This window comes from Natrinema sp. CRL1 (assembly GCF_059162405.1).
On record NZ_JBLVOY010000004.1, the window covers coordinates 259113 to 280524 of the forward strand.

21 protein-coding genes are annotated in these 21412 nt (G+C 62.9%); 9 read left to right on the forward strand and 12 right to left on the reverse strand.

The features are described 5' to 3' along the window. Positions 1–32: 32 nt before the first annotated feature. Positions 33–611: a DUF7090 family protein gene (locus ACJYUO_RS15410; protein WP_494346229.1), complete on the forward strand. Its 579-nt coding sequence runs from the start codon at positions 33–35 to the stop codon at positions 609–611. A gap of 102 nt (positions 612–713) precedes the next feature. Here the strand turns inward: ACJYUO_RS15410 and ACJYUO_RS15415 are convergent, their stop codons facing one another. The 4 genes from ACJYUO_RS15415 to ACJYUO_RS15430 form a co-directional block, all read right to left on the reverse strand. Then, on the reverse strand, positions 714–1499 hold the full coding sequence (locus ACJYUO_RS15415; RefSeq protein WP_494346230.1) for a DUF7089 family protein: 786 nt from the start codon (positions 1497–1499) through the stop codon (positions 714–716). Positions 1500–1897: 398 nt separating this feature from the next. Continuing rightward, positions 1898–2908 (reverse strand): OapC/ArvC family zinc-ribbon domain-containing protein, encoded by a 1011-nt coding sequence (locus tag ACJYUO_RS15420; RefSeq protein WP_494346231.1) that lies wholly within the window; start codon positions 2906–2908, stop codon positions 1898–1900. Then, the gene (locus ACJYUO_RS15425) at positions 2908–3309 is read right to left on the reverse strand and encodes a DUF2073 domain-containing protein (RefSeq protein WP_090618424.1); all 402 of its coding nucleotides are present in this window, start codon (positions 3307–3309) and stop codon (positions 2908–2910) included. Before ACJYUO_RS15425 ends, ACJYUO_RS15420 begins: the two co-directional genes overlap by 1 nt. Positions 3310–3314: 5 nt before the next feature. Beyond that, a complete protein-coding gene (locus tag ACJYUO_RS15430; RefSeq protein WP_494346232.1) occupies positions 3315–3953 on the reverse strand; it encodes an Era-like GTP-binding protein in 639 nt (212 codons plus the stop codon). 1404 nt (positions 3954–5357) lie between these two features. Between ACJYUO_RS15430 and ACJYUO_RS15435 the strand changes: the two genes are divergently transcribed. Continuing rightward, the gene (locus ACJYUO_RS15435) at positions 5358–7166 is read left to right on the forward strand and encodes a Cdc6/Cdc18 family protein (RefSeq protein ID WP_494346233.1); all 1809 of its coding nucleotides are present in this window, start codon (positions 5358–5360) and stop codon (positions 7164–7166) included. Positions 7167–7462: 296 nt separating this feature from the next. Here ACJYUO_RS15435 and ACJYUO_RS15440 read toward each other — a convergent pair whose 3' ends face one another. After that, positions 7463–8446, reverse strand: a complete 984-nt coding sequence (locus ACJYUO_RS15440; protein ID WP_494346234.1) for a S24/S26 family peptidase — start codon at positions 8444–8446, stop codon at positions 7463–7465. An 89-nt stretch (positions 8447–8535) separates the two neighbouring features. Next, entirely contained in the window at positions 8536–9432 is an 897-nt protein-coding gene (locus ACJYUO_RS15445; RefSeq protein WP_494346235.1) for a S24/S26 family peptidase, read from the reverse strand. A gap of 208 nt (positions 9433–9640) precedes the next feature. On the opposite strand from ACJYUO_RS15445, the gene ACJYUO_RS15450 reads away from it, so the two are divergent. Then, the gene (locus tag ACJYUO_RS15450) at positions 9641–11245 is read left to right on the forward strand and encodes a DNA-directed DNA polymerase II small subunit (RefSeq protein WP_494346236.1); all 1605 of its coding nucleotides are present in this window, start codon (positions 9641–9643) and stop codon (positions 11243–11245) included. A 72-nt stretch (positions 11246–11317) separates the two neighbouring features. Here the strand turns inward: ACJYUO_RS15450 and ACJYUO_RS15455 are convergent, their stop codons facing one another. Continuing rightward, a complete protein-coding gene (locus ACJYUO_RS15455) occupies positions 11318–11938 on the reverse strand; it encodes a TetR/AcrR family transcriptional regulator (protein WP_494346237.1) in 621 nt (206 codons plus the stop codon). Positions 11939–11993: 55 nt separating this feature from the next. On the opposite strand from ACJYUO_RS15455, the gene ACJYUO_RS15460 reads away from it, so the two are divergent. Together ACJYUO_RS15460 and ACJYUO_RS15465 are read left to right on the forward strand one after the other, a co-directional pair. Further along, positions 11994–12995 carry an ABC transporter ATP-binding protein gene (locus ACJYUO_RS15460; protein ID WP_494346238.1) on the forward strand — a complete coding sequence of 334 codons (1002 nt, stop codon included), beginning with the start codon at positions 11994–11996 and terminating at the stop codon, positions 12993–12995. Then, the gene (locus tag ACJYUO_RS15465) at positions 12992–13885 is read left to right on the forward strand and encodes an ABC transporter permease (RefSeq protein ID WP_494346239.1); all 894 of its coding nucleotides are present in this window, start codon (positions 12992–12994) and stop codon (positions 13883–13885) included. Before ACJYUO_RS15460 ends, ACJYUO_RS15465 begins: the two co-directional genes overlap by 4 nt. A 57-nt stretch (positions 13886–13942) precedes the next feature. On the opposite strand, the gene ACJYUO_RS15470 is transcribed toward ACJYUO_RS15465, so the two are convergent. Continuing rightward, positions 13943–14380 (reverse strand): hypothetical protein, encoded by a 438-nt coding sequence (locus tag ACJYUO_RS15470; protein ID WP_006432037.1) that lies wholly within the window; start codon positions 14378–14380, stop codon positions 13943–13945. 217 nt (positions 14381–14597) lie between these two features. On the opposite strand from ACJYUO_RS15470, the gene ACJYUO_RS15475 reads away from it, so the two are divergent. The 3 genes from ACJYUO_RS15475 to ACJYUO_RS15485 all read left to right on the forward strand — a co-directional run bounded on the left by ACJYUO_RS15475 (position 14598) and on the right by ACJYUO_RS15485 (position 18141). Then, positions 14598–15776: an aspartate kinase gene (locus ACJYUO_RS15475; protein ID WP_006432036.1), complete on the forward strand. Its 1179-nt coding sequence runs from the start codon at positions 14598–14600 to the stop codon at positions 15774–15776. A gap of 150 nt (positions 15777–15926) precedes the next feature. After that, positions 15927–16607 carry a sugar ABC transporter substrate-binding protein gene (locus tag ACJYUO_RS15480; protein ID WP_494346240.1) on the forward strand — a complete coding sequence of 227 codons (681 nt, stop codon included), beginning with the start codon at positions 15927–15929 and terminating at the stop codon, positions 16605–16607. Positions 16608–16794: 187 nt separating this feature from the next. Continuing rightward, positions 16795–18141: a tryptophanase gene (locus ACJYUO_RS15485; RefSeq protein WP_494346241.1), complete on the forward strand. Its 1347-nt coding sequence runs from the start codon at positions 16795–16797 to the stop codon at positions 18139–18141. A gap of 215 nt (positions 18142–18356) precedes the next feature. On the opposite strand, the gene ACJYUO_RS15490 is transcribed toward ACJYUO_RS15485, so the two are convergent. The 4 genes from ACJYUO_RS15490 to ACJYUO_RS15505 all read right to left on the reverse strand — a co-directional run bounded on the left by ACJYUO_RS15490 (position 18357) and on the right by ACJYUO_RS15505 (position 20423). Next, complete coding sequence (locus ACJYUO_RS15490) at positions 18357–19139, reverse strand: hypothetical protein (protein ID WP_494346242.1); 783 nt, start codon at positions 19137–19139, stop codon at positions 18357–18359. Positions 19140–19349: 210 nt separating this feature from the next. Then, positions 19350–19712, reverse strand: coding sequence for a hypothetical protein (locus ACJYUO_RS15495; RefSeq protein WP_494346243.1), 363 nt, complete (start codon positions 19710–19712; stop codon positions 19350–19352). Positions 19713–19769: 57 nt separating this feature from the next. Further along, positions 19770–20189, reverse strand: coding sequence for a GNAT family N-acetyltransferase (locus ACJYUO_RS15500; RefSeq protein WP_494346244.1), 420 nt, complete (start codon positions 20187–20189; stop codon positions 19770–19772). 3 nt (positions 20190–20192) lie between these two features. Continuing rightward, positions 20193–20423: a hypothetical protein gene (locus ACJYUO_RS15505; RefSeq protein ID WP_494346245.1), complete on the reverse strand. Its 231-nt coding sequence runs from the start codon at positions 20421–20423 to the stop codon at positions 20193–20195. A gap of 258 nt (positions 20424–20681) precedes the next feature. Between ACJYUO_RS15505 and ACJYUO_RS15510 the strand changes: the two genes are divergently transcribed. After that, positions 20682–21326, forward strand: a complete 645-nt coding sequence (locus tag ACJYUO_RS15510; protein ID WP_494346246.1) for a helix-turn-helix domain-containing protein — start codon at positions 20682–20684, stop codon at positions 21324–21326. The last annotated feature ends 86 nt before the right edge of the window (positions 21327–21412 follow it).

Sequence of the window (21412 nt, forward strand, 5' to 3'; positions counted from 1 at the left end):
TTAAGGGACTTCCCAAAGTTGTTCACGCCAATATGGATTACACGCTTGAAATAGACGGCACCCCGGACACGATACCGGGAGGAACCGGCGTGCTCCTCTTGCATCCGAGCACCGGTGAAACCGACCGCATCGACACCGATTTCTTCAAGACCGATACCGACAACTTCCTCGTCGTCTCCACGCGAACCACCGCCCGCGAAGTCAAACAAAAACTCGAGTACTACGACGTCGACGAGGAGTGTGCCGAGATCTTGGACACGCTCAGCATCGAACGCGGCTACTCGCGGCGCTCTTCTGATACCGTCCACTACGTCGCCGCCCCCGACGACATCGACGGCATCGTCGAACACATCGACGGCTTCCTCGACGCCCACGACGGCAAACTCCGCATCAGCATCGACTCCGTCACCGAACTCGCCTACTACGCCGGCGAGGACCAGGCCCTCGAGGCCGTCGAGCGCATTCTCGAACTGCTTGCAGACCACGACGCGGTCGGTCTCTTCCACCTCTCGGAGGAACCCCACGACGAGGCTGTCGTCGACGAGTTCCGCGGACTGTTCGACGGCATCATCGACCTCGACGAGGACGGCAGCGTCGACGCCGAGTTCTAACTCGGTCAGCAGCGCAGTTTTTCGGTTTTACTACTGACCGTACCTCATCTCGAGAGCGGACGGCCTCGAGAATAACTGGAGGGGAAGTCGGGACGAGGCGACCTACGCGTCCTCTAGCGAGTCGAACGTTTTCTCGGCCCACTGGATCGCGTACTCGGGGCCGTGGTCGAGATAGGCCTCGGTGTCGAGTGCGGCGAAGGGGGCTGGCAGTTCGATCGCGTGCTTGATCGCGGCACACGCGAGTTCCGTCGCGTCCGCGAAATCGGTGTCACCGCGTGCGACCGCACGCGGGAGTCCCGAGACGCGGTCCTCGAGTCGCGTCCCCGCGTCCTGCCACGCGTCGGCGAGTTCGGGATGGTCGTCGTACCAGTCCGCGAAGACCTCGCGGGTCTGGAGTCCGACCCAGCCGTCGTACAGCGCCGCGGCGACCTGATAGGTGCCCGTTGGGTCGAGTTCGACCGCCCGGTCGAGGTCGCGATACGACTCCTCGAAGAAGCCGATAAAGTGTTCGGGCAGATCGAGATCGACCTGGACGAGCGCCTCGGCGAGCAGAAAGTCGACGAAGGCCTCGGGAGAGCCCTCGACGCGCGGTTTGACCAGCACGACGGGCGGCTCGGTCTGTCTGGTCCAGACGACGCTGCCGTCGCCCGGCATCCCGATCGTGAGATCCGAACTGGCATAGCGGGCGAGCAACGTCGGGGCGTCGTCGGGCAGCCACTCGGCGGGATAGCTCGCTGGCTCGAGCGCGTCGACGAGGAGGCCGAGATCCTCGGCAAGCGCTGGATTCAGCGTCTCGAAGTCACGCTCGCAGTCGAGGACCTGTACGTCGGGAACCCGGGCCTCGCGGACGGCTTCGACTCGGTCCGAGAGCGCTCGAGCCTCGAACATCAGGCGAGTGCGTTCTGGAAGACGAGCAGAATCGACAGCAGCGCCGATGCGGCGACCGTGGTGAGAACGACCTTGGTTGCGGTGCTCATGTGCGTGGGGTGGTCTCCGCGTCGCTTAAATCCATCTGTCTCCGCTCGTTGTACCCTCTCTCCGTTCGCCACGAGAGCGCTGTCTCCGTTTTCGCTCGAGCGTTCACCGGAGACCGTCAGCAGCGAGGAGCCGACAAGAAGAACTGGCCGTCATTTCGTGTGGAGCGAACAGTTTGCGGAGAGGAATTGTCCCGATCGATCATTGGAGAAGTGCAGTCGAAACCATCCGGTGTCTTCTCGAGATCGTCGTAGATGGGGCGGTCGGCGGCAAACGGAAGTGGACGGCGGGCGAGGAACAGTACGGGCCGTTCAGTCTTCGTCGTCATCGGCGTGCCACGAATCCGGTACGTCGATCACGTATCGCCCGTCTTCCTGTAAAGAGATGATGTACTCGTCGCGGTTGTAGAGTTCCATCAGATTGAGCTCGTACTGTCCCGGTCGAACGATCTTGATGCTCTCGAACTGTTCGTTGAGTTCCGCACGGAGTTCCTCGATCGACGGGCGCTGTCCGCTCGGTTCGCTGACGACGCGTCCGTGCTCCGGGGGCTGGTCGTCGGCACCGGTGTCGACTGCGGCTTCGGTGTCGGTTTCGGCGTGTGCATCGACGGCGCTCCCAGATGCAGGATCGCGGTCGAGTCCGTCTGGATCAGGCATATCGGACTCACGATCGGGCGTCTCGGAGTGAGAGGGGAGGTCGTCCGAGGGGACGACTGCGCTCCGGGCGTCTGCCTGTGCCGAATTCTCGTCGTCCGCCATCGTCGTCGTCGGCCCACTCGAGGGGTGGTCGGGCCAGTCGCCGTCGGACTGCGTTCGATCGGTGGTCGCCTCGGTTGCCGCGTCGGCGGTTACCTCGTCCGGCGAGCCGGATCGATCCTCGGGGCGTCGTGCCGTCTCGGGCCACTCGTCGAACTCGCCGTCCGGCGAGGTGTCCGACTCCGGAGCGGCGGCGTCCTCGCTCGAGGGCCACGACTGATCCGCCGTGGATGCCGACGTCGCAGTCGAGTCGTCCGATCGCGATCGCTCGGTGGCGTCGGCCGTCGGTTCGTCCGCGGAATCGGACGACACCCAGTCGCGAACCGTCTCCGCGGCTCGCGTCGCGACGCCGTCCGACTCGGCAGGGGGAGATTGTGCCGCGGCACTCGCGGTCCCGGCCGATCCCGAGTCGTCGGTATCGGTAGGGGTTCCGGCGGACGATTCGGCTGCGGCCGCCGCGGTCGGCGCGAACTGGAACTTGTTCCCGCCGCAGTCGGGACAGCCCGACAGCATCTCCTTGGAGCCGTCGGCGAACGTTCGGCCGCAGTTCGTACACTGGTGTGGCATTAGTTACGGGACACGAGCGCGCTGATGAGCGTTTCGTCCTTGTGGAGCGTCTCGATCTGATTGGCCGGGCCGATCACCGTCAGCTTCGCTTCCGTCTCGTCACCCCCCATGATGCGGCCCAGCAGCGACGAGTCGCGGGTCTCGGATTTCGGGTACGTCTCGATCTCGATTCCGTTGAACTCGTCGGGGCTGATCTCGGCCATCGTGACCTCGATAAGCCGGCTTTCCTCGTCGGGAGTAAGACCTTCCTCGAGGATGACGATGTTGCCGTCGTGGACGCCGTCTAAGATCATCCTGATCTTCTCCATCGTCGCCATACCGTCCATGCGCTCGCCGCTGATCAGGTCGATCTGCACGCCGTCGGGTGCATCCGAGTCGTCCGCATTGGTAGCTTTTGGCATCGTAATCACCCGAAGTACTCCGCAATATTGTCGTACACTTCGTCCATGTTCTCGCCTTCCTTTGCAGACAGCGGTACCGTCTTGTGCTGTGGGAAGGCGTCCTCGATCCGCTTGACGCTCGATTCGTCGAGGTCGATCTTGTTCGCGAAGATGAGAACGGGGAGATCGCGAGACTCGATGATGCCGATCAGCATCGTGTTGACCTGCGTGATCGGGTCTTCCGCGCTGTCTAGGACGTAGATGACGCCGTCGACGTCCTCCCGCAGCCAGTGCATCGCTTCGGCGACACCTTCGGTCGCTTTGCGGGAGCGGCGAATGGCGTCGTCTTTCTCCATCTCGTCAGTGAACTCCTCGTAGTCGACTTTCGTCGTCACACCCGGCGTGTCGACGATGTCGATGGTCACCGTCTTCCCGTTCCGTTCGATCTCGACGTTTTCTTTCCTGCGTGCGCGACGCGTCTCGTGGGGGACGTGGCTCTCCGCGCCGACCGCGTCACCAGTCCAGTCACGCGCGATTCGGTTCGCGAGCGTCGTCTTGCCGGCGTTTGGCGGACCGTAGATACCGATTCGTTTGGGCTCCTGTTCCGAAAACAGGCGATCCGTAGCCCGAGAGATACTATCTTTGAGTTCTGTGAACAGTCCCATCTGTGGGGGCCTCCAGCACCGCGGGGTGCAGTTGCGCGTACTACAAACTGAACTCACTTAAGCCTACGTCAGACATGTATACAATTCGATGTGAGTGAATTGTTAGTACCCGAGATAGTCTATGTGAAGACGAGTTGAGTTTCGATAATCGGGATACTCATCGCCGAAGAACGATGGCGTCGTACTGGATCGAGACGAGTGCGAATTGTGATAGGTTATAGGCCACTAATAGAGGTGGAGGGGGTGAGAAAAGATACCATTCTAAGACTCCGGAGACGATTTGGCATCCCCCACCCCTTCGTTTCAACTGGAGACTACCGAAGCCGTGGTTGGTCGAACGGACTGATCAGATCTGAGTGGAGTCGTTTCCCACCCTCTTTTCCACTCGAGCCGCCGTTCAGGGGGATAAGACGGACGAATCGGTTGAAAGAGACGGTTCTAGCAACCCAGACGCTAGTCTAGTAACTCAAGGAACAATGAGAGTCGATTCTAGCAGGAACTAGCAACAGCAAAAACAACCCTAGTAGAATTATTTGATTTGCTAGTTCTACGGATATTGTTTCTAGCCTATTCAAATAAAACTTCCCGTTGTAAATGGCCGTCCTCCCCCTCCCCCACCCTTTGGATCGTTCCACTCGAAACAAAGGGGTGGGGGGCTTCCGTCCTGAGGAGTCAAATGTTAGCATGGGCCACACTCTAGTTTAATCTCCAAGATCGTTCTCCGTCTAATCGCGCGAATTTGACTGATATCTTATGGAAAGTCACAGTTCGAATCCGATGTGAACGCTCGAATGAGTCATTTCCCCATCGACTCACAGTTCGCCTAAAGGGGGAAGTCGATGCCACCGGTCAATCAGCGGATCGAATCCTGATACGAACTTCGCAGACAGTACAGTCGCTGTGCTCGCTCGAGAGAAGAGTCCCTGTATAACTGTGTCCCATCGATTCGAACCGATCCCCAATGAGACATCGGTTCGGTCGTCACCACGACTGGGAGTTGACGAGACCAACGGCGGATCGACACCCATCCTAATCTTGACCGTGACCGGCCCCATTTCGTCTCGAGCGAGAACATTCTCTCGTCGTTCGTATGCACTCCTGTCGCTCATACGCACGTTCAATTATATATTTATCTTCAAACGATATCGTTCGGCAACGTTGCGATCGAATATCTGGACGTGACTTTCAGAGACCGATAGACGTGGCGGCGAAACGGTTCAGTCGATCGGAACGAGGGGGGAAGGGAAGGCTTTATTAGCGTGGTTTTCCTCTGTTTCGTTTGCATCAACTGGACCCGAATCGGGTATCTGGAACGGTGGATCTTCCGACGGAGACCATCATACCGTGATATTCCTGCTCCCCGGTCCGGCGTTCCACTCGAAATAAGGGGGTGCTGCACGACGGATGTCAGACGATAACTCAGAGACCACTGGCTCAGATGAGGTCGAGGTCGATGGAACGAGCGGGTTCTCGACGAATTTCGAGAACGCAGATCTCGGCGACGAAGAGTCGAACCAGGGGTTATTCGACGACCTTCTCAGCGGGGAACCGATCTTCGAGAACAAGGAAGTCCTCCGCCCGTCCTATACGCCACACGAACTCCCCCACCGGAGCGATCAGATCAACAAGATGGCGACGATTCTCGTCGCCGCGCTCCGCGGCGAAACGCCGTCGAACATTCTCATCTACGGGAAAACGGGAACCGGCAAGACCGCCAGCGCGAAGTTCGTCAGCAAGGAACTCGAGAGCACCTCCCAGAAGTACAGCGTCCCGTGTGACGTCGAGTACATCAACTGCGAGGTCACCGACACCCAGTATCGGGTCCTCGCACAGCTCGCGAACAAGTTCATCGACAAGAACAAAGAGCGCATCGACGACCGAATCGCGGACCTCGAGTCGCTGCTCGATGCCCTCGAGGCGTACGACGCCGACGCGGAACGCCGGCGTTCCGACGCGGCCAATTCGATCGATCGAACCGACGAGGAAACGGCGTCGGACCCCTTCGATTTCGTTTCGAGCGAGGACGCGGGCGCGAAACACTCGTCGGATACCGATCTTTCGACTGGAGAGGCTGGTGCCGGTATCGGGACCGAGTCGGGCGATCATCCACCCGAAACAGGGGGGTCTTCTGACGAGGCGTCGCAGCCGTCCGACGCGTTGCCCGCCGAGATGTCCGAAGTGACGGATTCCGGCGCGTCCGGTCGCGACGAGACGGCGAGCGGGTCGTCGGCGCTCCCGCCGGATCACCCCCTCGAGTCGACGCCGTTCGGCAGCCGATCCGAGGTCGAAGATCGGATCGACGAACTCGAGGACGACAAGGACTCCTTCGAGGAAGTGCCGATGACCGGGTGGCCGACCGATCGGGTATACAGCGTCTTCTTCGACGCCGTCGACTACGACGAGCGGGTCGTCGTCATTATGTTAGACGAGATCGACAAGCTCGTCGAGAAAAGCGGCGACGACACGCTTTATAACCTCTCGCGGATGAACTCCGAACTCGAGAACTCGCGGGTGTCGATCATCGGCATCTCGAACGACCTGAAGTTCACCGACTTCCTCGATCCCCGCGTCAAATCCTCGCTGGGCGAAGAGGAGATCGTCTTCCCGCCCTACGACGCGAATCAGTTGCGGGACATCCTCAAACATCGATCGGAGGTCGCGTTCAAGGGCAACGCGCTCTCCGACGACGTGATCCCGCTGTGTGCGGCCTTCGCCGCACAGGAACACGGCGACGCGCGACGCGCGTTGGACCTGTTGCGGACCGCGGGCGAACTGGCGGAGCGGTCCCAAGCCGAGACGATCGTCGAGGAACACGTCCGACAGGCCCAGGACAAGATCGAACTCGACCGCGTCGTCGAGGTCGTCCGCACCCTGCCCACGCAGTCGAAACTCGTCCTCTTCGCGATCATCCTCCTCGAGAAAAACGGCGTCCACAGTATCAACACCGGCGAGGTATTCAACATCTACAAACGCCTCTGCGAGGAGATCGACGCGGACGTGCTGACCCAGCGGCGGGTCACCGACCTCATCAGCGAACTCGACATGCTCGGGATCGTCAACGCTGTCGTCGTGTCGAAGGGGCGATACGGCCGGACCAAGGAAATCAGCCTCTCCGTTCCACTCGAAGAGACGGAGGCCGTCCTCCTTTCCGACTCCCGTCTGAGCGATATCGACGACGTCCAGCCGTTCGTTCAGGCCCGGTTCGAGAACTGACGAACCGGTTCTACCCTTTTCGGCGGCTGTATCTACCGTTTGGGTTACACCCTCGTTTCTCAGCTGTCGTGACTGCTCGCTACTCCCGTGTCGATTGGCCCAGTGAGACTGCTCACCAGCGTTGTGGAGCAACCCCCTTCCTTCCACTCGAGAGTGCCCATTGGTTCGTCACATTCGGACGACAGGAGATCTCGAGTGAGCGGACAACGAGCGCACCAGTAACGAATGCGACGATGAATCAAGACGGCGACGAGAACGGATCGGACAAAACGAGTCGTGCCGACCGAAAAATCGGATTAGCGGCGTGACCGGCCGACCGCGACCGCAGCGCCGGCTCCGACAGTGGCGAGGCCGGTGACCCCGGCGAGGTCACCGTCTCCCCCGAAGCCGGGAGCGTCGGCACCGGCCGGCGTCACCGTCGTGGCTGTCGGGTCCTGTAGCGGCTGGCTCGAGGGCGACGTGGGGACGATCATTCCGCCAAGGAGTTTGTCGAACGTTAGGCGGACGTTGCCGAGCCACGGGATCCGGTACATCGCCTTGCCGGTGACCCATTCGGCTTTGACGACGTCGGTTCTGGCACCCGACCCTCGCAGTTGATCGTAGCCGGCGTTGGCGTCGCCTTTCGTGATGAAGCCGTCGTAGTCGGCGGGACAGGTTGCGATTTCCGTACAGGTCGCGTCACCGACGATCTCTTCGCTGGCTTTCGTTTCGACCCAGTTTTCGTCCTCTTCGACCCAGAAGTGAGCGCGGTGTATCACGGGTGTCGACGCCGTATCCCCGTTGGGTCGGTACACGATGACGTCTCCTGGGTTGTTGAATTTCGCGTAGCCGCTGTCTTGCCCGTTTTCAAGCGTGACCACGCCAGTACCGGCGGCGGGGTTGTCACCGGTAAAGCGGTCGTCGTCGACGACGAAGATGAGATCGCCTTTGTGCATGTTCGGTTCCATGCTCCCGCTCTCGACGGCGACCAGCGGCGGCCAGATGCCGCTAACCGCAAACAGCAAGAGCCCGACGGCGGCGACGATGGCGACGCTGCTCAGCACGTCTCGAGCCATCACCACGCTTTCGTCGTCGGTGTGGAGAAACCAGCGGAGAACGCCATCGTCCTCGATCGTGACGCTGTCAGTGTCGGCTTCGGAAGCGGTGGCGGCGGGAGGATCGTTCCGCGACGGTTCCTCGGCGGCGGGCGGTGGCTGTGACGTGCCGGCGCTTCGATCCCGTTGCTCGCGATCGGTGTCGCCGGACTCGTCCGGGGGGTCCCCGGAGTTAGAACCGCTCATCGTCACCCGTTTTGCGAGGCCCGACAATCAACTTTCTGTTCGGCTGAGCCTCGCGACCGGCGACCGCCGGTCTCGTTCTCTCGTAGCCATCACGGCTCGCGTTTTTCGGCGGCCATCGCGAACAGCGCGAGCGCGACGACCGCTGTACCGGCGAGGATGCCGATCGAGCCGACGCCGGTCAGCGACCGCACCGAGCCGACCGCTAACGTGAGTCCGCCGATCCATGGTACGCGAGCTATCGCTTTCCCGGTGACCCAGTCCGCACTGACGACGGTCGTGTCCGCACCCGACCGCGGCAGTTGGTCGTAGCCGGCGTTGGCGTCGCCTTTCGTGATGAAGCCGTCGTACGGTGCCGGACACGAGACGATCTCGTTGCAGGTCGCGCCGTTCGTGAACTCGGGATTTGCCTCGGTCTCGATCCAATTTTCGCCCTCTTCGACCCAGAAGTGGGCGCGGTGGATCGTGGGCGTCTCGGTCGGATCGCCGTTCGGCATGAAGACGATCACGTCGCCGGGATTAGCGAACTTCTCGTGATCGGTCGCCTGCCCGCTCTGGAACGTGACCACCCCGGTTCCCGCGACGGCACCGTCACTGACGAACCGATCGTCGTCGGCAATAAAGACGAGATCTCCCTGCGCGATGTTCGGCTCCATGCTCCCGCTCTCGACGGCGACGAAGGCCGGCCAGACGCCGCTGACGCCGAACAGGAGCAGACTGATGACGGCCACGATGGCGAGACACGTCACGATGTCACGACCCACGGTGACCGTCCAGTCGTCGGTCTCGAGCAGCCACCGAACGACTCCGTCGTCGTCGATCGTGACTCGCTCTGCGCGCTCGGCCCGCGCTCGAGCGCCCGGCTTCGGTTGGTGATCGGCCTCTGGATTGTGGTCGGCAGGGGAATCCGCGGGAAACGGGGCCGATTCGGAGCGTTCCTTTCGAGTGTCGGACCGCTCGCCGTTCCGTTCGCCGTCGGGACCGTCCATCGGCAGTCGATTTCGCGGACCGAGGCATTAACCTTCCGACGAACACGCCTCACAGCGAGTTGCACCTCGCGAGCGAGTCGAGGCGGGAACACAACCGCTGTCAGTTGCCCCCCGGCCGCTGACGAATTCCCCACGTTGACGGGCGACAAATACCCGTCTAAGACGGCGAGTCGCTACCCTTTTTGTCCCCCTCGCGAATGCGAGGAGTGTGCCACTCGAGGCCCCCGCTCGGATCGTCAGCGAACTCACGAGCCGCGGGTACAACGCCGAACGCGAAGCGGTGACGCGGCTCGCGTCGGCGGCGGACCCCGGCGCGGCCCTTGAGCGCGTACTCGAGGACATTCCCGACGACGCGCTCGTGGTCCGCACCGAGCACGTCGAAGCCGTCCTCTCGGCGGACGGCGCGGGCGGCCTGGTCGGAGCTGATACCAATGGCGGTGCCGACGTTGGATCCGCTGTCGGCGAGACCGAGCCGTCGCCCGCGGACCCGTCTCCCACCCCCTCCGTTTCGACTGGAACCGACGGGGCCCGCGAAGGCGAACGGGCCGCCCCGTCTCCAGTTGAAACGGAGGGGTCTTCGTCGGCGAACCGGTCCGACGATCCGGCCCAACGATCGGTCGAGATCGTCGGCGATATGACCGGCCAGAGTACGGGAACCGGCGAGTACAGCGACTTCGTCTCCGTCTTTCGCGACCGGCTCGACCGACTCGGATCGAAACTGCGCGGGCGGATCAACCACCGCCCGGCGACGGCCATTCAGGACATGCCGGGCGGCAGCGAGGTCGCGATGGTCGGGCTGGTCAACGACATCCGATCGACGGCCAGCGGCCACTGGCTGGTCGAACTCGAGGACGCGACCGGGACCTTCCCGTGGCTGGTGATGAAAGACAGGGACTACGCCGACCTCGTCGAGGAACTGCTCTGTGACGAGGTGTTGGCGATGGAGGGGACGCTGGCGGACGATTCGGGGATCGCGTTCGTCGACTCGATGCACTTCCCGGATATTCCCCGTACGCACGAGCCGTCGACGGCAGACCGCCACGTGCAGGCGGCGCTGATCAGCGACGTTCACGTCGGGAGTCAGGAGTTCATGGCCGAGGCGTGGAACGCCTTCGCCGACTGGCTGCACACGCCGGAGGCCGAACACGTCGAGTACCTGTTGCTCGCGGGTGATATGGTCGAGGGCGTCGGCGTCTATCCCGATCAGGACGAGGAACTCGACATCGTCGACATCTACGAGCAGTACGAAGCGTTCAGCGAGCACCTCAAGAAGATACCCGGCGACATCGAGATCGTCATGATTCCGGGCAACCACGACGCGGTCCGCCTCGCCGAACCCCAGCCCGGCTTCGACGAGGAGCTCCGGGAGATCATGTCCGCCCACGACCCACAGATCGTGAGCAACCCGTCGATGGTGACCGTCGAGGGCGTCTCCGTGCTGATGTACCACGGCGTCTCGCTGGACGAGGTCATCGCGGAACTCCCCGAGGACAAAGCCAGCTACGACGACCCGCACAAGGCGATGTACCACCTCCTCAAGAAGCGCCACGTCGCGCCGCAGTTCGGGGGCCACACCCGGCTTGCACCCGAAGAGAAGGACTACCTGATCATCGACGAGGTACCCGACATCTTCCATACGGGTCACGTTCACAAACTCGGCTTCGGCAAGTACCACGACGTGCTCGCGATCAACTCCGGCTGCTGGCAGGCCCAGACCGACTTCCAGAAGAGCGTCAACATCGACCCCGACGCCGGCTTCGCGCCAATCGTCGATCTGGATACGCTCGACGTGACCGTCCAGAAATTCAGTTAAGCCGTTGTCGTCCGTTCGTCGGTTCGCTCGAGTCTCATACGTACTGCAGAGTGGAGAGGTTGAAAGCCCCGCTTACGCTTCACTCCCGTCCGCCGATAGCCGAACGCGGATGTATTCCTCGAGTTCGCGTCGAGCCGCGAGGATCGGCTCGTCGCTGTTCGTCGTGGCCCGCTGGTTCTGTGCGCCGTATATCGTCGTCGCGATGAACGCTGCAGTCTGCTCCGGATCGACCTCTCGGAAGACGCCCTGCTCGATCCCTCGGCGGACGATGTCGGCGATGTGTTCGCGGAAGAAGTCGTCCGTTCTGGTGAACTGCTCCCGATAGGCGTCGTCGTGGGCGGCCTGTGCCCGAAGCGCCGTTAGTGCGCTCATGAACTCGGCGTGGTCCGATTCGACCGATTCCGGGAGGGAGTGATCGAGGAGTTCCTGGAGATGCTCGCGGGCGTCGCTGAACCCGTCGGTCGGCATATCGGCCTCGAGTCGCTCGAGCAGGAACTCGAGGAAGGCGACGAGCAACTCGTCTTTTCCGTCGTAGTGTTGGTAGATCAGCGATTTGCTCTTGGGAAACTCCGCGCCGATGCGCTGTATCGTCAGGTCGGCGTACCCGTGTTTTCGGAGCGCGTCGTAGGTCGCGTGCATGATCTCCGTGTGCGTCTCGTCCGGTGCCGATTGGAACGGATCGGGTGCATCCATTATGAATGAATATTCATTCATAGGTTATATGCGTTGTGGATCCGTTTGAATACCCGTGAACGCGATCGATGCCCAACACGTCGAACTGACCTACGCCGACGGAACGGAGGCCATCAGCGACCTCACGCTCGAGATCCCCGAGGGGGAGTTCTTCGGCTTTCTCGGCGCGAACGGGGCCGGGAAGACGACGACCATCAAGGTCCTCGTGACGCTGTTGAAACCGACCGGCGGAACCGTCACCGTCAACGGGTTCGACGTCGAGGCCGATCCGCGCTCGGTCCGCGAGTCGATCGGCTACATGGCCCAAGAAACCAGTATCGATCCCGAACTCACGGCCCGCGAGAACATCCGCTTTGCCTGCGAGGCCTACGGCGTCTCGGCCGGCGACCGCGGCGACCGCATCGACGACCTCCTCGAACTCGTCGATCTCGCCGACGTCGCGAACAAACAGGCGAAGGATTTCTCCGGCGGGATGCAGAAACGCCTCGATGTCGCGACCGCGCTGGTCCACGAGCCGCCTATCGTCTTCCTCGACGAGCCGACGACCGGGCTCGACCCGAAGGCCCGAAACCGGCTCTGGGACTATTTCGAGCGCATCAATGACCGTGGGACGACGGTCTTTCTCACCACGCAGTACTTAGAGGAGGCCGATCAGCTCTGTGACCGGATCGGCGTCATCCGAGACGGGTCGATCGTCGCCTCGGGCTCGCCGTCGGAACTCAAGGCCCGCGTCGGCGGTGCCGTCCTCGAGATCGAGATTGCCGACCCCGACGAGGCGACCCTCGAGCGCGCTCGCCGGGCCGCGGTCGACGCGGGCGTCTTCGATGATGCACCCATCGAGGTCACCGACGAGGGGCTCAGCGTTCGGTCGACGGCGGCCAGACGACGCGGCACGGACCTGCTCGTCGCGCTGAAAGCGGCGGAAGTCGCCGTCACCGGATTCAACGTCCGCGATCCGACGCTGGACGACGTCTTCCTCGCGATCACGGGCGAGGGACTCGCCGACGACGAGTCAGCCGGCGAGGACCGAACCGCGGCCGCGGAGGTGGACCGATGAGCGCCGGGGCGGAGACCGGCCGGAAGAGCAGCGGGAACGGCTTCCTCGGCGATACGTGGATCAATCTGAAGCGCTGGGTGCTGAAGACCACCCGCAACCCGTTCGTGATGACCGTCTCGCTGCTGAACCCGATCATCTTCCTCGTGCTCTTTACGGAAGTGTTCGGACAGATCACGGAGGGCGCGGTCAGTCAGAGCCTCGGTACGGAGGCGAGCTACGTGACCTATCTCGTCCCCGCGATCGTGATCCAGACGGCGCTCATCGCCGCGACGACTTCCGGAATCGGTCTCGTCGACGACATCGAAAACGGCATGTTCGAAAAAGTGCTCGTCTCTCCGATGCACCGTGGCGCGGTGTTCCTCGGGAAGTCCCTCTCCGAGATCCTCCGTATCATCGTCCAAGTTACTATCATCCTCGTCCTCGGCTACATCCTCCTCTCTCTGGACACGGGCACATCGCTCGAGGAGTACATCGCCACGGGCCTGCCCGGCGCGCTCGGCATCGTCGGCGTCGCGATCGTGTTCTCGGTCTGGTTCACCGCGCTCTCGAACGTGGTGGCGCTGATCACGCGCGATCAGGAGTCGACTATCATCGCGGTGAACCTGCTGCAGTTTCCCCTGCTGTTTCTCTCCAGTGCCTTTCTCCCCCTCGAGATCCTCCCGGGCTGGGTCCAGACCGTCGCCGCGCTCAATCCAATCACCTACGGCGTCGACGCCGCTCGCGCGCTGATGTTCGGCCAGGACGTGATGACCGTCATCGAGGTGTCGAGCTTCGGCGGGCTCTGGAACACGCTGGTGCCGGCCCTCGCCGTCTTGGCCGCGCTCGATCTCGCCCTCGGTGCCGTCGCCGTCTACTTCCTGAACAGCGCCTCGAGTTCGGATGTCCAATAATCGCGCCGCTGCGTTCGCTCGCGTCACCCATCCGCCGGTACGATCGCGGTCGCGTCGTCAGGGCTCGAGGCGGAACCGCGTCGTCGGTGAGCCGTTGAACCGCGGGCCCCGACCGCGTCGGTCGAAACCGAGGTCTTCGGCGGCGGTCTCGATCGGGTCGGCGTCCTGTGAGGCCAGCACTTCGACGGCCATCGACTCGCGTTCGGCGAACCGAACCGGTTCGGCCAGCAGCCGCTTGCAGGCCTCGCTGGTGCCGTCGAGTTGGGTGACGTGGACGGTATCTTCGCGGGCATCGAAGCTGATGAAGCCGAGCAGGTCCTCCGGATCGGAGCCGTCGTACTGCGATCCCGAGACGTCCGCGTTCGGATCGTGGCTCCCGTCCTCCGCGACGCGCACCGTCCGGTCGTGGACGAGATTCCGCATCACGTCCGTCGGGGAGTCGGCGATCGACGCGAGCGCGTCGGCATCGGCCTCGAGTGCGTCCCGTACGTTCATCGACGTATGGTAATGCGGCGCACGAACATAAATCCCGTCGCGGATTACCGGCGGCGGCGATTCGACCGGGATCGATCGCCGGCCGGGTCGGGCGGATCCGCGCTCGCTCGAGGGTGGATAAAAATGCGACCGATGGGACACAGTTATCTGCACGCTCTGGTAACGGACCGAGTATGAGTCACACCACCGTAACGCACGCGGCCAGCGAGGTGTCGGTATGCGCGTCGTAGCCAAGTTCGGCGGGACGAGTCTCGGCAGCGGCGACCGAATCAACCGCGCCGCGGATTCGATCGCCGCGGCCGTCGAGGACGGCCACGAGATCGCCGTCGTCGCCAGCGCGATGGGGTCGACCACCGACGAACTGCTCGACGAGATCTCCTTCGAGACCGACGAGGCAGACCGCGCCCAGATCGTCAGCATGGGCGAGCGGACCTCCGTTCGCATGCTCAAGGCCGCGCTGTCGGCCCGCGGCATCGACGCGATCTTCCTCGAGCCCGGGAGCGACCGCTGGCCGGTCGTTACCGACGAGTACGGCGAGGTCAACGTCGAGGAGACCAAGAAACGCGCCGCGGATGTCGCGGCGGATCTCGACGGCACGGTCCCGGTCATCACCGGCTTCCTCGCGGAGGGGCCGGACGGCTCGATCACGACGCTCGGCCGCGGTGGCAGCGACACCACGGCGGTCATGATGGGCAAGTACATGGACGCCGACGAGGTCGTCATCGTGACCGACGTCGAGGGCGTCATGACCGGCGACCCCCACGTCGTCGAAGGGGCCCGCAACGTCGGCGAGATCTCGGTCGACGAACTCCGGAACCTCTCCTTTCGCGGGGCCGAGGTCGTCGCGCCCTCCGCGCTCTCCTACAAGGAGGGCAACTTGGACGTCCGCGTCGTCCACTACCAGCACGGCGACCTGCTCTCGGGCGGGACGAGCATCGAAGGCGAGTTCAAGAACCTCGTCGACCTGCGTGAGCGGCCGCTCGCCTGCCTGACCGTCGCCGGCCGGGCGATCCGAAACGAGCCCGGCATCTTCCATCACCTCTCGGAGGCGCTCCACGAGAGCGACGTCAACGTCGACGCCGTCGCCAGCGGGATGGACACCATCACGTTCTACATCGACGAGGAAGAGGCCGAACGCGCCGAGAACATCCTCCACCGCGAGGTCATCGCCCGCGACGAACTCTCCTCGGTCACCGTCGACTCGCCGATCGCCGTCATCCGCGTCACCGGCGGCGAACTCCCCAACCAGCCGGGGATCATCAGCGAGATCGTCAACCCCCTCGCCGAGGCCCGCATCCACCTGCAGGACATCATTACGAGCGCGACCAGCGTCGCCCTCTTCGTCAACTGGGATGACCGCGAGGAAACCCTCGAGCTGACCCAGGACCTGTTCTAGCGAGCGCCTCGAGTCAGCATCGAACCGATTCAGTCGGTCGATTTCGCGCACCGTTCTCGGGATCGAGACACTGTTTTAGTCGTTGACTAGCCGCTCGAAATCTCGGTAACGGGGGTCGTAACGAAGGGGGACGAGATGGGAGTCGTCGCTATGAGCACAGAGCAACCGGGGACGGACGTGTTCGAAGACATCGATCCCGATCCCGACGCGGTCTTGGCCGAATTCGGAATCGACTCACCCGACGAACTCGCCGCAGACGGCGGCGCACACGATCCAATTCCGGACGACCGGATCGATGTCGACGACACGACGGCTGCCGAACTGTTCGCCGACCTCGCAGACCACGCCACTGACTCTCGAGCGACTGATCCCGCGGACGGGAACCCGGACGACGCGACCGATACGCCGGCCGCCGGGGGTGCCCCGTCTGAATTCGAGGAGTTCGAAGCGGCCGTCGTCGCCGAGCCGACGGTCGCCGGCCGCGAGGACGAGGGCCTCGTCGAGTCGAGGGCCGCCGAACTCGACGCCGTCGCCGAGCGCGGGTCCGGAGGCGACGAAATGCCCGCGGGCGACGAGGCCAAAGCGCCGACTGCGACCGATTCCGACCCATCGGCTCCCGCGGACGAGGGCGACGGCGGCCCGGTAGCTGACACTCGAAGCGCCGCGGATACGGGTGCTCGAGCTACTGCCCGGAGCGACGACTTCTCGTCCGACCGGTCGCTCACGCTGTCCCACGGGACGACGACTGAACTGGAACTCGTCGGTTCCGGGCCGACGACGACGCGAGTCGGGACCGACGCCTTCGGTCGCACCGGTGCGGACGGGTCCTGATCGCGGCTGGTCTCGGCCGGGTTCCCGAGGCGTTAGACCGCGGGAGTACCGGGGCAGTCGGTCGCACAACGGCCCGCCGCGACGGTCGCCCGTCGATGCGCCGATTCGGTTCGAAACGGACGGTTCGACCCATCGATGCACACGAACTCTCAATTAGACTGAACACGCGCGACGGCGTTGCGTGGGTATGGTCGCATACAAGACGAAGGTCGCCGAACGGATCCGTCTCCCCGCTCGAGACCGGCGCGAACGAGCACTCGCCGAAGCCGGGTACAACGTCTTCAACCTCGACGCCGAGGACGTCTTCGTCGATCTCCTGACCGACAGCGGTACCGGCGCGATGAGCGACGCCCAGTGGGCGGCGATAATGCGGGGCGACGAGTCATATGCCGGCTCGAAGAGTTTCGACGACCTCGAGTCGGCCGTTCGGGACGTGATGGGATTTTCGCGCGTCGTCCCGACCCATCAGGGGCGGGGTGCAGAAAACGTTCTCTACGGCACGCTGCTCTCCGAGGGGGATGTCGCGCTCAACAACACCCACTTCGATACGACCCGCGCTCACGTCGCGAATCAGGGTGCCGACCCGGTCGACTGTCCCGCCGAGGGGGCCCACGACCTCGAGTCGGACGAGCCGTTCAAGGGGAACTTCTCGCTCGAGCGCGCCCGGTCGGTCGTCGACGAGGTGGGTGCCGAGCGCGTGCCGCTGGTAATTTTGACGATCACGAACAACTCGACGGCGGGCCAGCCGGTCAGCGTCGAAAACACCCGCCGCGTTCGGGACTTCGCCGACGAGATCGACGCGACGTTCGTTATCGACGCCTGCCGGTTCGCCGAGAACGCCGGCTTCGTCCGGCGGCGCGAGGACGAGTTCGACGGGTGCGATATCGACGAAATCGCCCGCGAACAACTCTCCGTCGCCGACGCCATCGTCATGAGCGGCAAGAAAGACGGACTGGCCAACGCGGGCGGCTTCGTCGCGACCGACGACGAGGCGCTGTTCGAGCGGTGCAAGCAGCGAGCGATCCTCTACGAGGGCTTTCCGACCTACGGCGGGATGTCCGGCCGAGACGTCGCCGCGCTGGCCGTCGGCCTCCGCGAGGCCGTCGAGGAGGCGTACGTGGCCGACCGCCTCGACGGCGTCCGGGAATTCTCCGCGCTGCTCGAGGACGCCGGCGTGCCGATCTACACGCCGCCCGGTGGCCACGCCGTCTACCTCGACGCGGGCGCGGCGCTGCCCCACCTCTCGGACGACGAGTTCCCGGGACAGGCGCTAGTCTGTGAACTGTATCGGGAAGGCGGCGTCCGCGGGGTCGAACTCGGGAGTTTCGCATTCCCCGAGACGGACCGGCCGGAACTGGTCCGACTCGCTGTCCCGCGTCGGACCTATCACACCGAACACTTCGAGCACGTCGCCGAGACCGCCGCAGCTGTCCTCGAGAACCGCGAGGCGGTCGCCGGACTCGAGATCGCGTCCGAACCCGACAACCGAGAATTACGGCATTTCACGGCCGATCTCGAGCCGGTTTCGGCCTGACAGTAGAGTAATACGGTTCGTTCCCTAGAATCATCTATAAAAGCCCTGTTCAGTCCAAATGGGGTACATTCCAAAGTTCTATATGCCATCGTAGTATAGGAATGGATGAGCGCAGAGGTGCTGCGTGGAGCCTGTGTGACCATGGCCCGCGAGCCCGGCGGTGCAAACCAAGGGGCGTCGAAGACGGACGTGGGCACAGGAATCGCACCTGTATTCTACAAATCCGAGAGCCGTGCTGCTAATTCATTGTACCCATGGCGTTCTGCATATGCTGCAATACCATTTACTGACCTATCAGTCGAATAAGGCTCACCACCAGCCATGTATCCCTCGAACCAACAGTTCATGCGCGTTCTAACGGTTTCTGCCCGCCGCTGAGTAATCGGTTCGACCTGAACGTGCTCAGATGAGGTCACCATGGAATTATACGCCGGTCCCCAATGGTGATGGAAAACCTCTTTAGTAATTGGCGCTTCCGGCCTCACCTCAGAACAGTGCCGAGGATGATTGATTTCCTGGGCTAGCCGGCTCGCACACAGATCTGCCAGTAGGGACGACGGATAATACAGTTCGGATTGAATGCATGTTGCGATTGGTGGCACCTCGTCTGAAATACCTACCGTAGCTCGTCCAAATCGTTTTGCCTTGTCTTCGTTCCCATCGAGAATCACAAGCGTATCTGTCGGATCAAGTTGCTTCACTAAAATCGCTGATTGAACTGCTTCTACGCGTTCCGGACTTGACCCGTCTGTTCCGAGGTGTACTGTTGAACGGAGCCGATCAATATTCTCCTCGATTACCTCCTCGAAGAAGTCGGTATGGATCGTGTAGTCGAGGTCATGTGACTTGTTCCGAAACGGGAAGAACGGATGCCCCTCTGCAGCAGCATAGACACTGTCGAGGATATCGAGTTCGTCGTGTCGGTCTGCATGTACGGCGACAGTTACTGTGACTCCGTCGATAGTACTCGCATCGATCGCTATCGATCGGGTGTACATTGATTCATTGGCACGAAATGGACGCACGGGACTACTCTCACCAAACTATTCTAATTCCTTGAGAATTCCGTTTATGAGTTAATCACAGTGTGATATGCAATAGTGAACCGTACATGTTCCATACGCAGACGTAGTTATCGAACGACTCACCCTATTTTAGACCCGTGTTAAGAATCCGAGCGACCGCTCGAGCCGCCCGCCGGACCGCGATCAGCGACTCGAGAGCGCGCGCTGGGCCCGATCCTTCAGGCTCGGTTCCGGCTCGGGTTGCCGTCCCATCCGCTGTTTCGCGAGGTTCCGGACGCTCCGCTGGGCCTGTTCGGAGGTCGCGAGATCGATCGCCCAGTCGGGGACCTGCGATTCGATTTCCTTCCGTTTCTCGGCTTTGAGCTGACTGTACCGACGCAGTGCGAGGCCGACGCCGATGAACATGGCGGCGTCGGTCAGTTCTCGGCGGAACCGGTTTCGGTCGTTGCGGACCGCGATCGCCTTGACCAGCGAGACGAGACCGATCCCGAGGTAGAGTGTGGCATTTCGCGACGGATCGCCGCTGAGTAACCCTTTGAGTGCCATGCGGCGGTGGCTACCACGTTCTCTCGGGAGAAAGCTCCGCCGGCAGGCGACGGGTCGTTAGTCGGACTCCGTCTCGGGACCACTTTTGACGCCCCGATGTCGCTGCTCGTCGATTGGCTCGATCGAAAAGCCGACCCGCTCATAGAACGGGCGGACGCCGTCGTCGAACCGCGCCGTCAGCCGTCCCTCTCGCTCGAGAGCGCGGTCGATCAGCGCCCGACCGATGCCGTGCCCGCGGTGGCGGCGGCGAACACCGATCGCCGAAACGTGCGCCCCTTGACCATCGCGGGACTCGAGGACGACCGTGCCGAGCACCCGCTCGCGGTTCGAGTCGGCCGTCCCGCCGCGGTCGTCGCCGGCGACGAAGACGTTTTCCGCCGCGATCCGGGCCTCGACGTCGCCGGGCTCGAGCATGGCCGCGTCGAGGATGCGCCGGACCTCGAGTGCGTCGTCGGGGGTGGCTGCGCGAACGAACATTCGTCAGGAGCGTCGGTCGGCGCGGGCTACCAACGCGTCGATCACGAGTCGGTCGAGCACCGTCCGGTCGCGATAGGCTGTGGCGACCGCCAGCCGGTCGGCGGCGACCCTCACATCGGAGACGACCGCCGCCAGGTCCGCCGGCTCGACCGGTGTCGCCAGATCTGCAGGCGTCAGTCGATTCGATCTCGAGCCGACGTTCGACAGGGTCGCTTCGAGGGCTGGTTCGGCCATACGCCGTGTACTGCATCGATCGGCAAAGCGACTGGGCTTTCACCCGCGCCTCAGCAACCTATCTCGACGCCCCGGTGAACCGGAACTGGTTTCGCTCGTCGTTTTGCGTCCGAAGCAACGATTAAGTGATCGTGTGTGGTAGTGTCTACCAGAATGGGTGCTGGACACGTTCGATCAATTGACAGTCAGGCAACGAACCATCGCTTACGAGTCGATCTGCGAACCGAACCGCGCTCCAAAGAGCCGATGTGAAAACCCGTGAGTCTGATCGCAATCCTCGATATCGCCCACTCAGACCTCGCATTGACGCCGACGATTCGCGATTGTCCGGACACCTCCATCGAGGTCGTCCCCCACTCTACGACGGACCCGGAGACCGGACTGTTCTTCTACCTCGTCGAGGGCGCAGACGACACGTTCGAGGACGTCCTCGAGCGAGATCACACGGTCGTCGACTGGATGCTCGTCGACGACCTCGGGTCGACGCGCATCTATCGGCTCCAGCACGCTGCGGATGCCATGTTGATCTCGCCGATGACGACCGAACTCGGCGGGTTGCTGTTGAAAGCGGAGAGCAACGACCGGGGCTGGACCAATCGCCTCCATCTCCCCGATCGGGAAGCCCTCGCCGAACTCTGTGAGTGCTGTAAGGACACGGACATCGCCTTCGATCTCCGCCGGATGTTCCGACAGGACGAGTGGACCGGTGAGACGGCCCCCGAGGTGACCGACGAACAGCGCGCCGCACTGGTGACCGCCCACGAGGAGGGCTACTTCGAGGAACCCCGCGACACGTCTCTGGAGGAACTCGCCGATCGCCTCGGCATCTCACCGACAGCCGTCGGCGGGCGCATCCGTCGCGGGACCGGCCAACTGGTCGAAACGACGCTTCTCGAGGAGTAACGCGGCAGGTCCCACTCGTCGCGGAGCGCTCCGATCGGGCGGCTGGAGAACCCCGTAGTGAGACGAGTCGTCTACGGCCTTGCTCG

Excerpts from the sequence above, each read along its gene's own strand:
- ACJYUO_RS15410 (WP_494346229.1), top strand. The coding sequence starts at position 33 with ATGGATTACACGCTTGAAATAGACGGCACCCCGGACACGATACCGGGA.
- ACJYUO_RS15415 (WP_494346230.1), bottom strand. The coding sequence starts at position 1,499 with ATGTTCGAGGCTCGAGCGCTCTCGGACCGAGTCGAAGCCGTCCGCGAG.
- ACJYUO_RS15420 (WP_494346231.1), bottom strand. The coding sequence starts at position 2,908 with ATGCCACACCAGTGTACGAACTGCGGCCGAACGTTCGCCGACGGCTCC.
- ACJYUO_RS15425 (WP_090618424.1), bottom strand. The coding sequence starts at position 3,309 with ATGCCAAAAGCTACCAATGCGGACGACTCGGATGCACCCGACGGCGTG.
- ACJYUO_RS15430 (WP_494346232.1), bottom strand. The coding sequence starts at position 3,953 with ATGGGACTGTTCACAGAACTCAAAGATAGTATCTCTCGGGCTACGGAT.
- ACJYUO_RS15435 (WP_494346233.1), top strand. The coding sequence starts at position 5,358 with ATGTCAGACGATAACTCAGAGACCACTGGCTCAGATGAGGTCGAGGTC.
- ACJYUO_RS15440 (WP_494346234.1), bottom strand. The coding sequence starts at position 8,446 with ATGAGCGGTTCTAACTCCGGGGACCCCCCGGACGAGTCCGGCGACACC.
- ACJYUO_RS15445 (WP_494346235.1), bottom strand. The coding sequence starts at position 9,432 with ATGGACGGTCCCGACGGCGAACGGAACGGCGAGCGGTCCGACACTCGA.
- ACJYUO_RS15455 (WP_494346237.1), bottom strand. The coding sequence starts at position 11,938 with ATGGATGCACCCGATCCGTTCCAATCGGCACCGGACGAGACGCACACG.
- ACJYUO_RS15465 (WP_494346239.1), top strand. The coding sequence starts at position 12,992 with ATGAGCGCCGGGGCGGAGACCGGCCGGAAGAGCAGCGGGAACGGCTTC.
- ACJYUO_RS15470 (WP_006432037.1), bottom strand. The coding sequence starts at position 14,380 with ATGAACGTACGGGACGCACTCGAGGCCGATGCCGACGCGCTCGCGTCG.
- ACJYUO_RS15475 (WP_006432036.1), top strand. The coding sequence starts at position 14,598 with ATGCGCGTCGTAGCCAAGTTCGGCGGGACGAGTCTCGGCAGCGGCGAC.
- ACJYUO_RS15480 (WP_494346240.1), top strand. The coding sequence starts at position 15,927 with ATGAGCACAGAGCAACCGGGGACGGACGTGTTCGAAGACATCGATCCC.
- ACJYUO_RS15485 (WP_494346241.1), top strand. The coding sequence starts at position 16,795 with ATGGTCGCATACAAGACGAAGGTCGCCGAACGGATCCGTCTCCCCGCT.
- ACJYUO_RS15490 (WP_494346242.1), bottom strand. The coding sequence starts at position 19,139 with ATGTACACCCGATCGATAGCGATCGATGCGAGTACTATCGACGGAGTC.
- ACJYUO_RS15495 (WP_494346243.1), bottom strand. The coding sequence starts at position 19,712 with ATGGCACTCAAAGGGTTACTCAGCGGCGATCCGTCGCGAAATGCCACA.
- ACJYUO_RS15500 (WP_494346244.1), bottom strand. The coding sequence starts at position 20,189 with ATGTTCGTTCGCGCAGCCACCCCCGACGACGCACTCGAGGTCCGGCGC.
- ACJYUO_RS15505 (WP_494346245.1), bottom strand. The coding sequence starts at position 20,423 with ATGGCCGAACCAGCCCTCGAAGCGACCCTGTCGAACGTCGGCTCGAGA.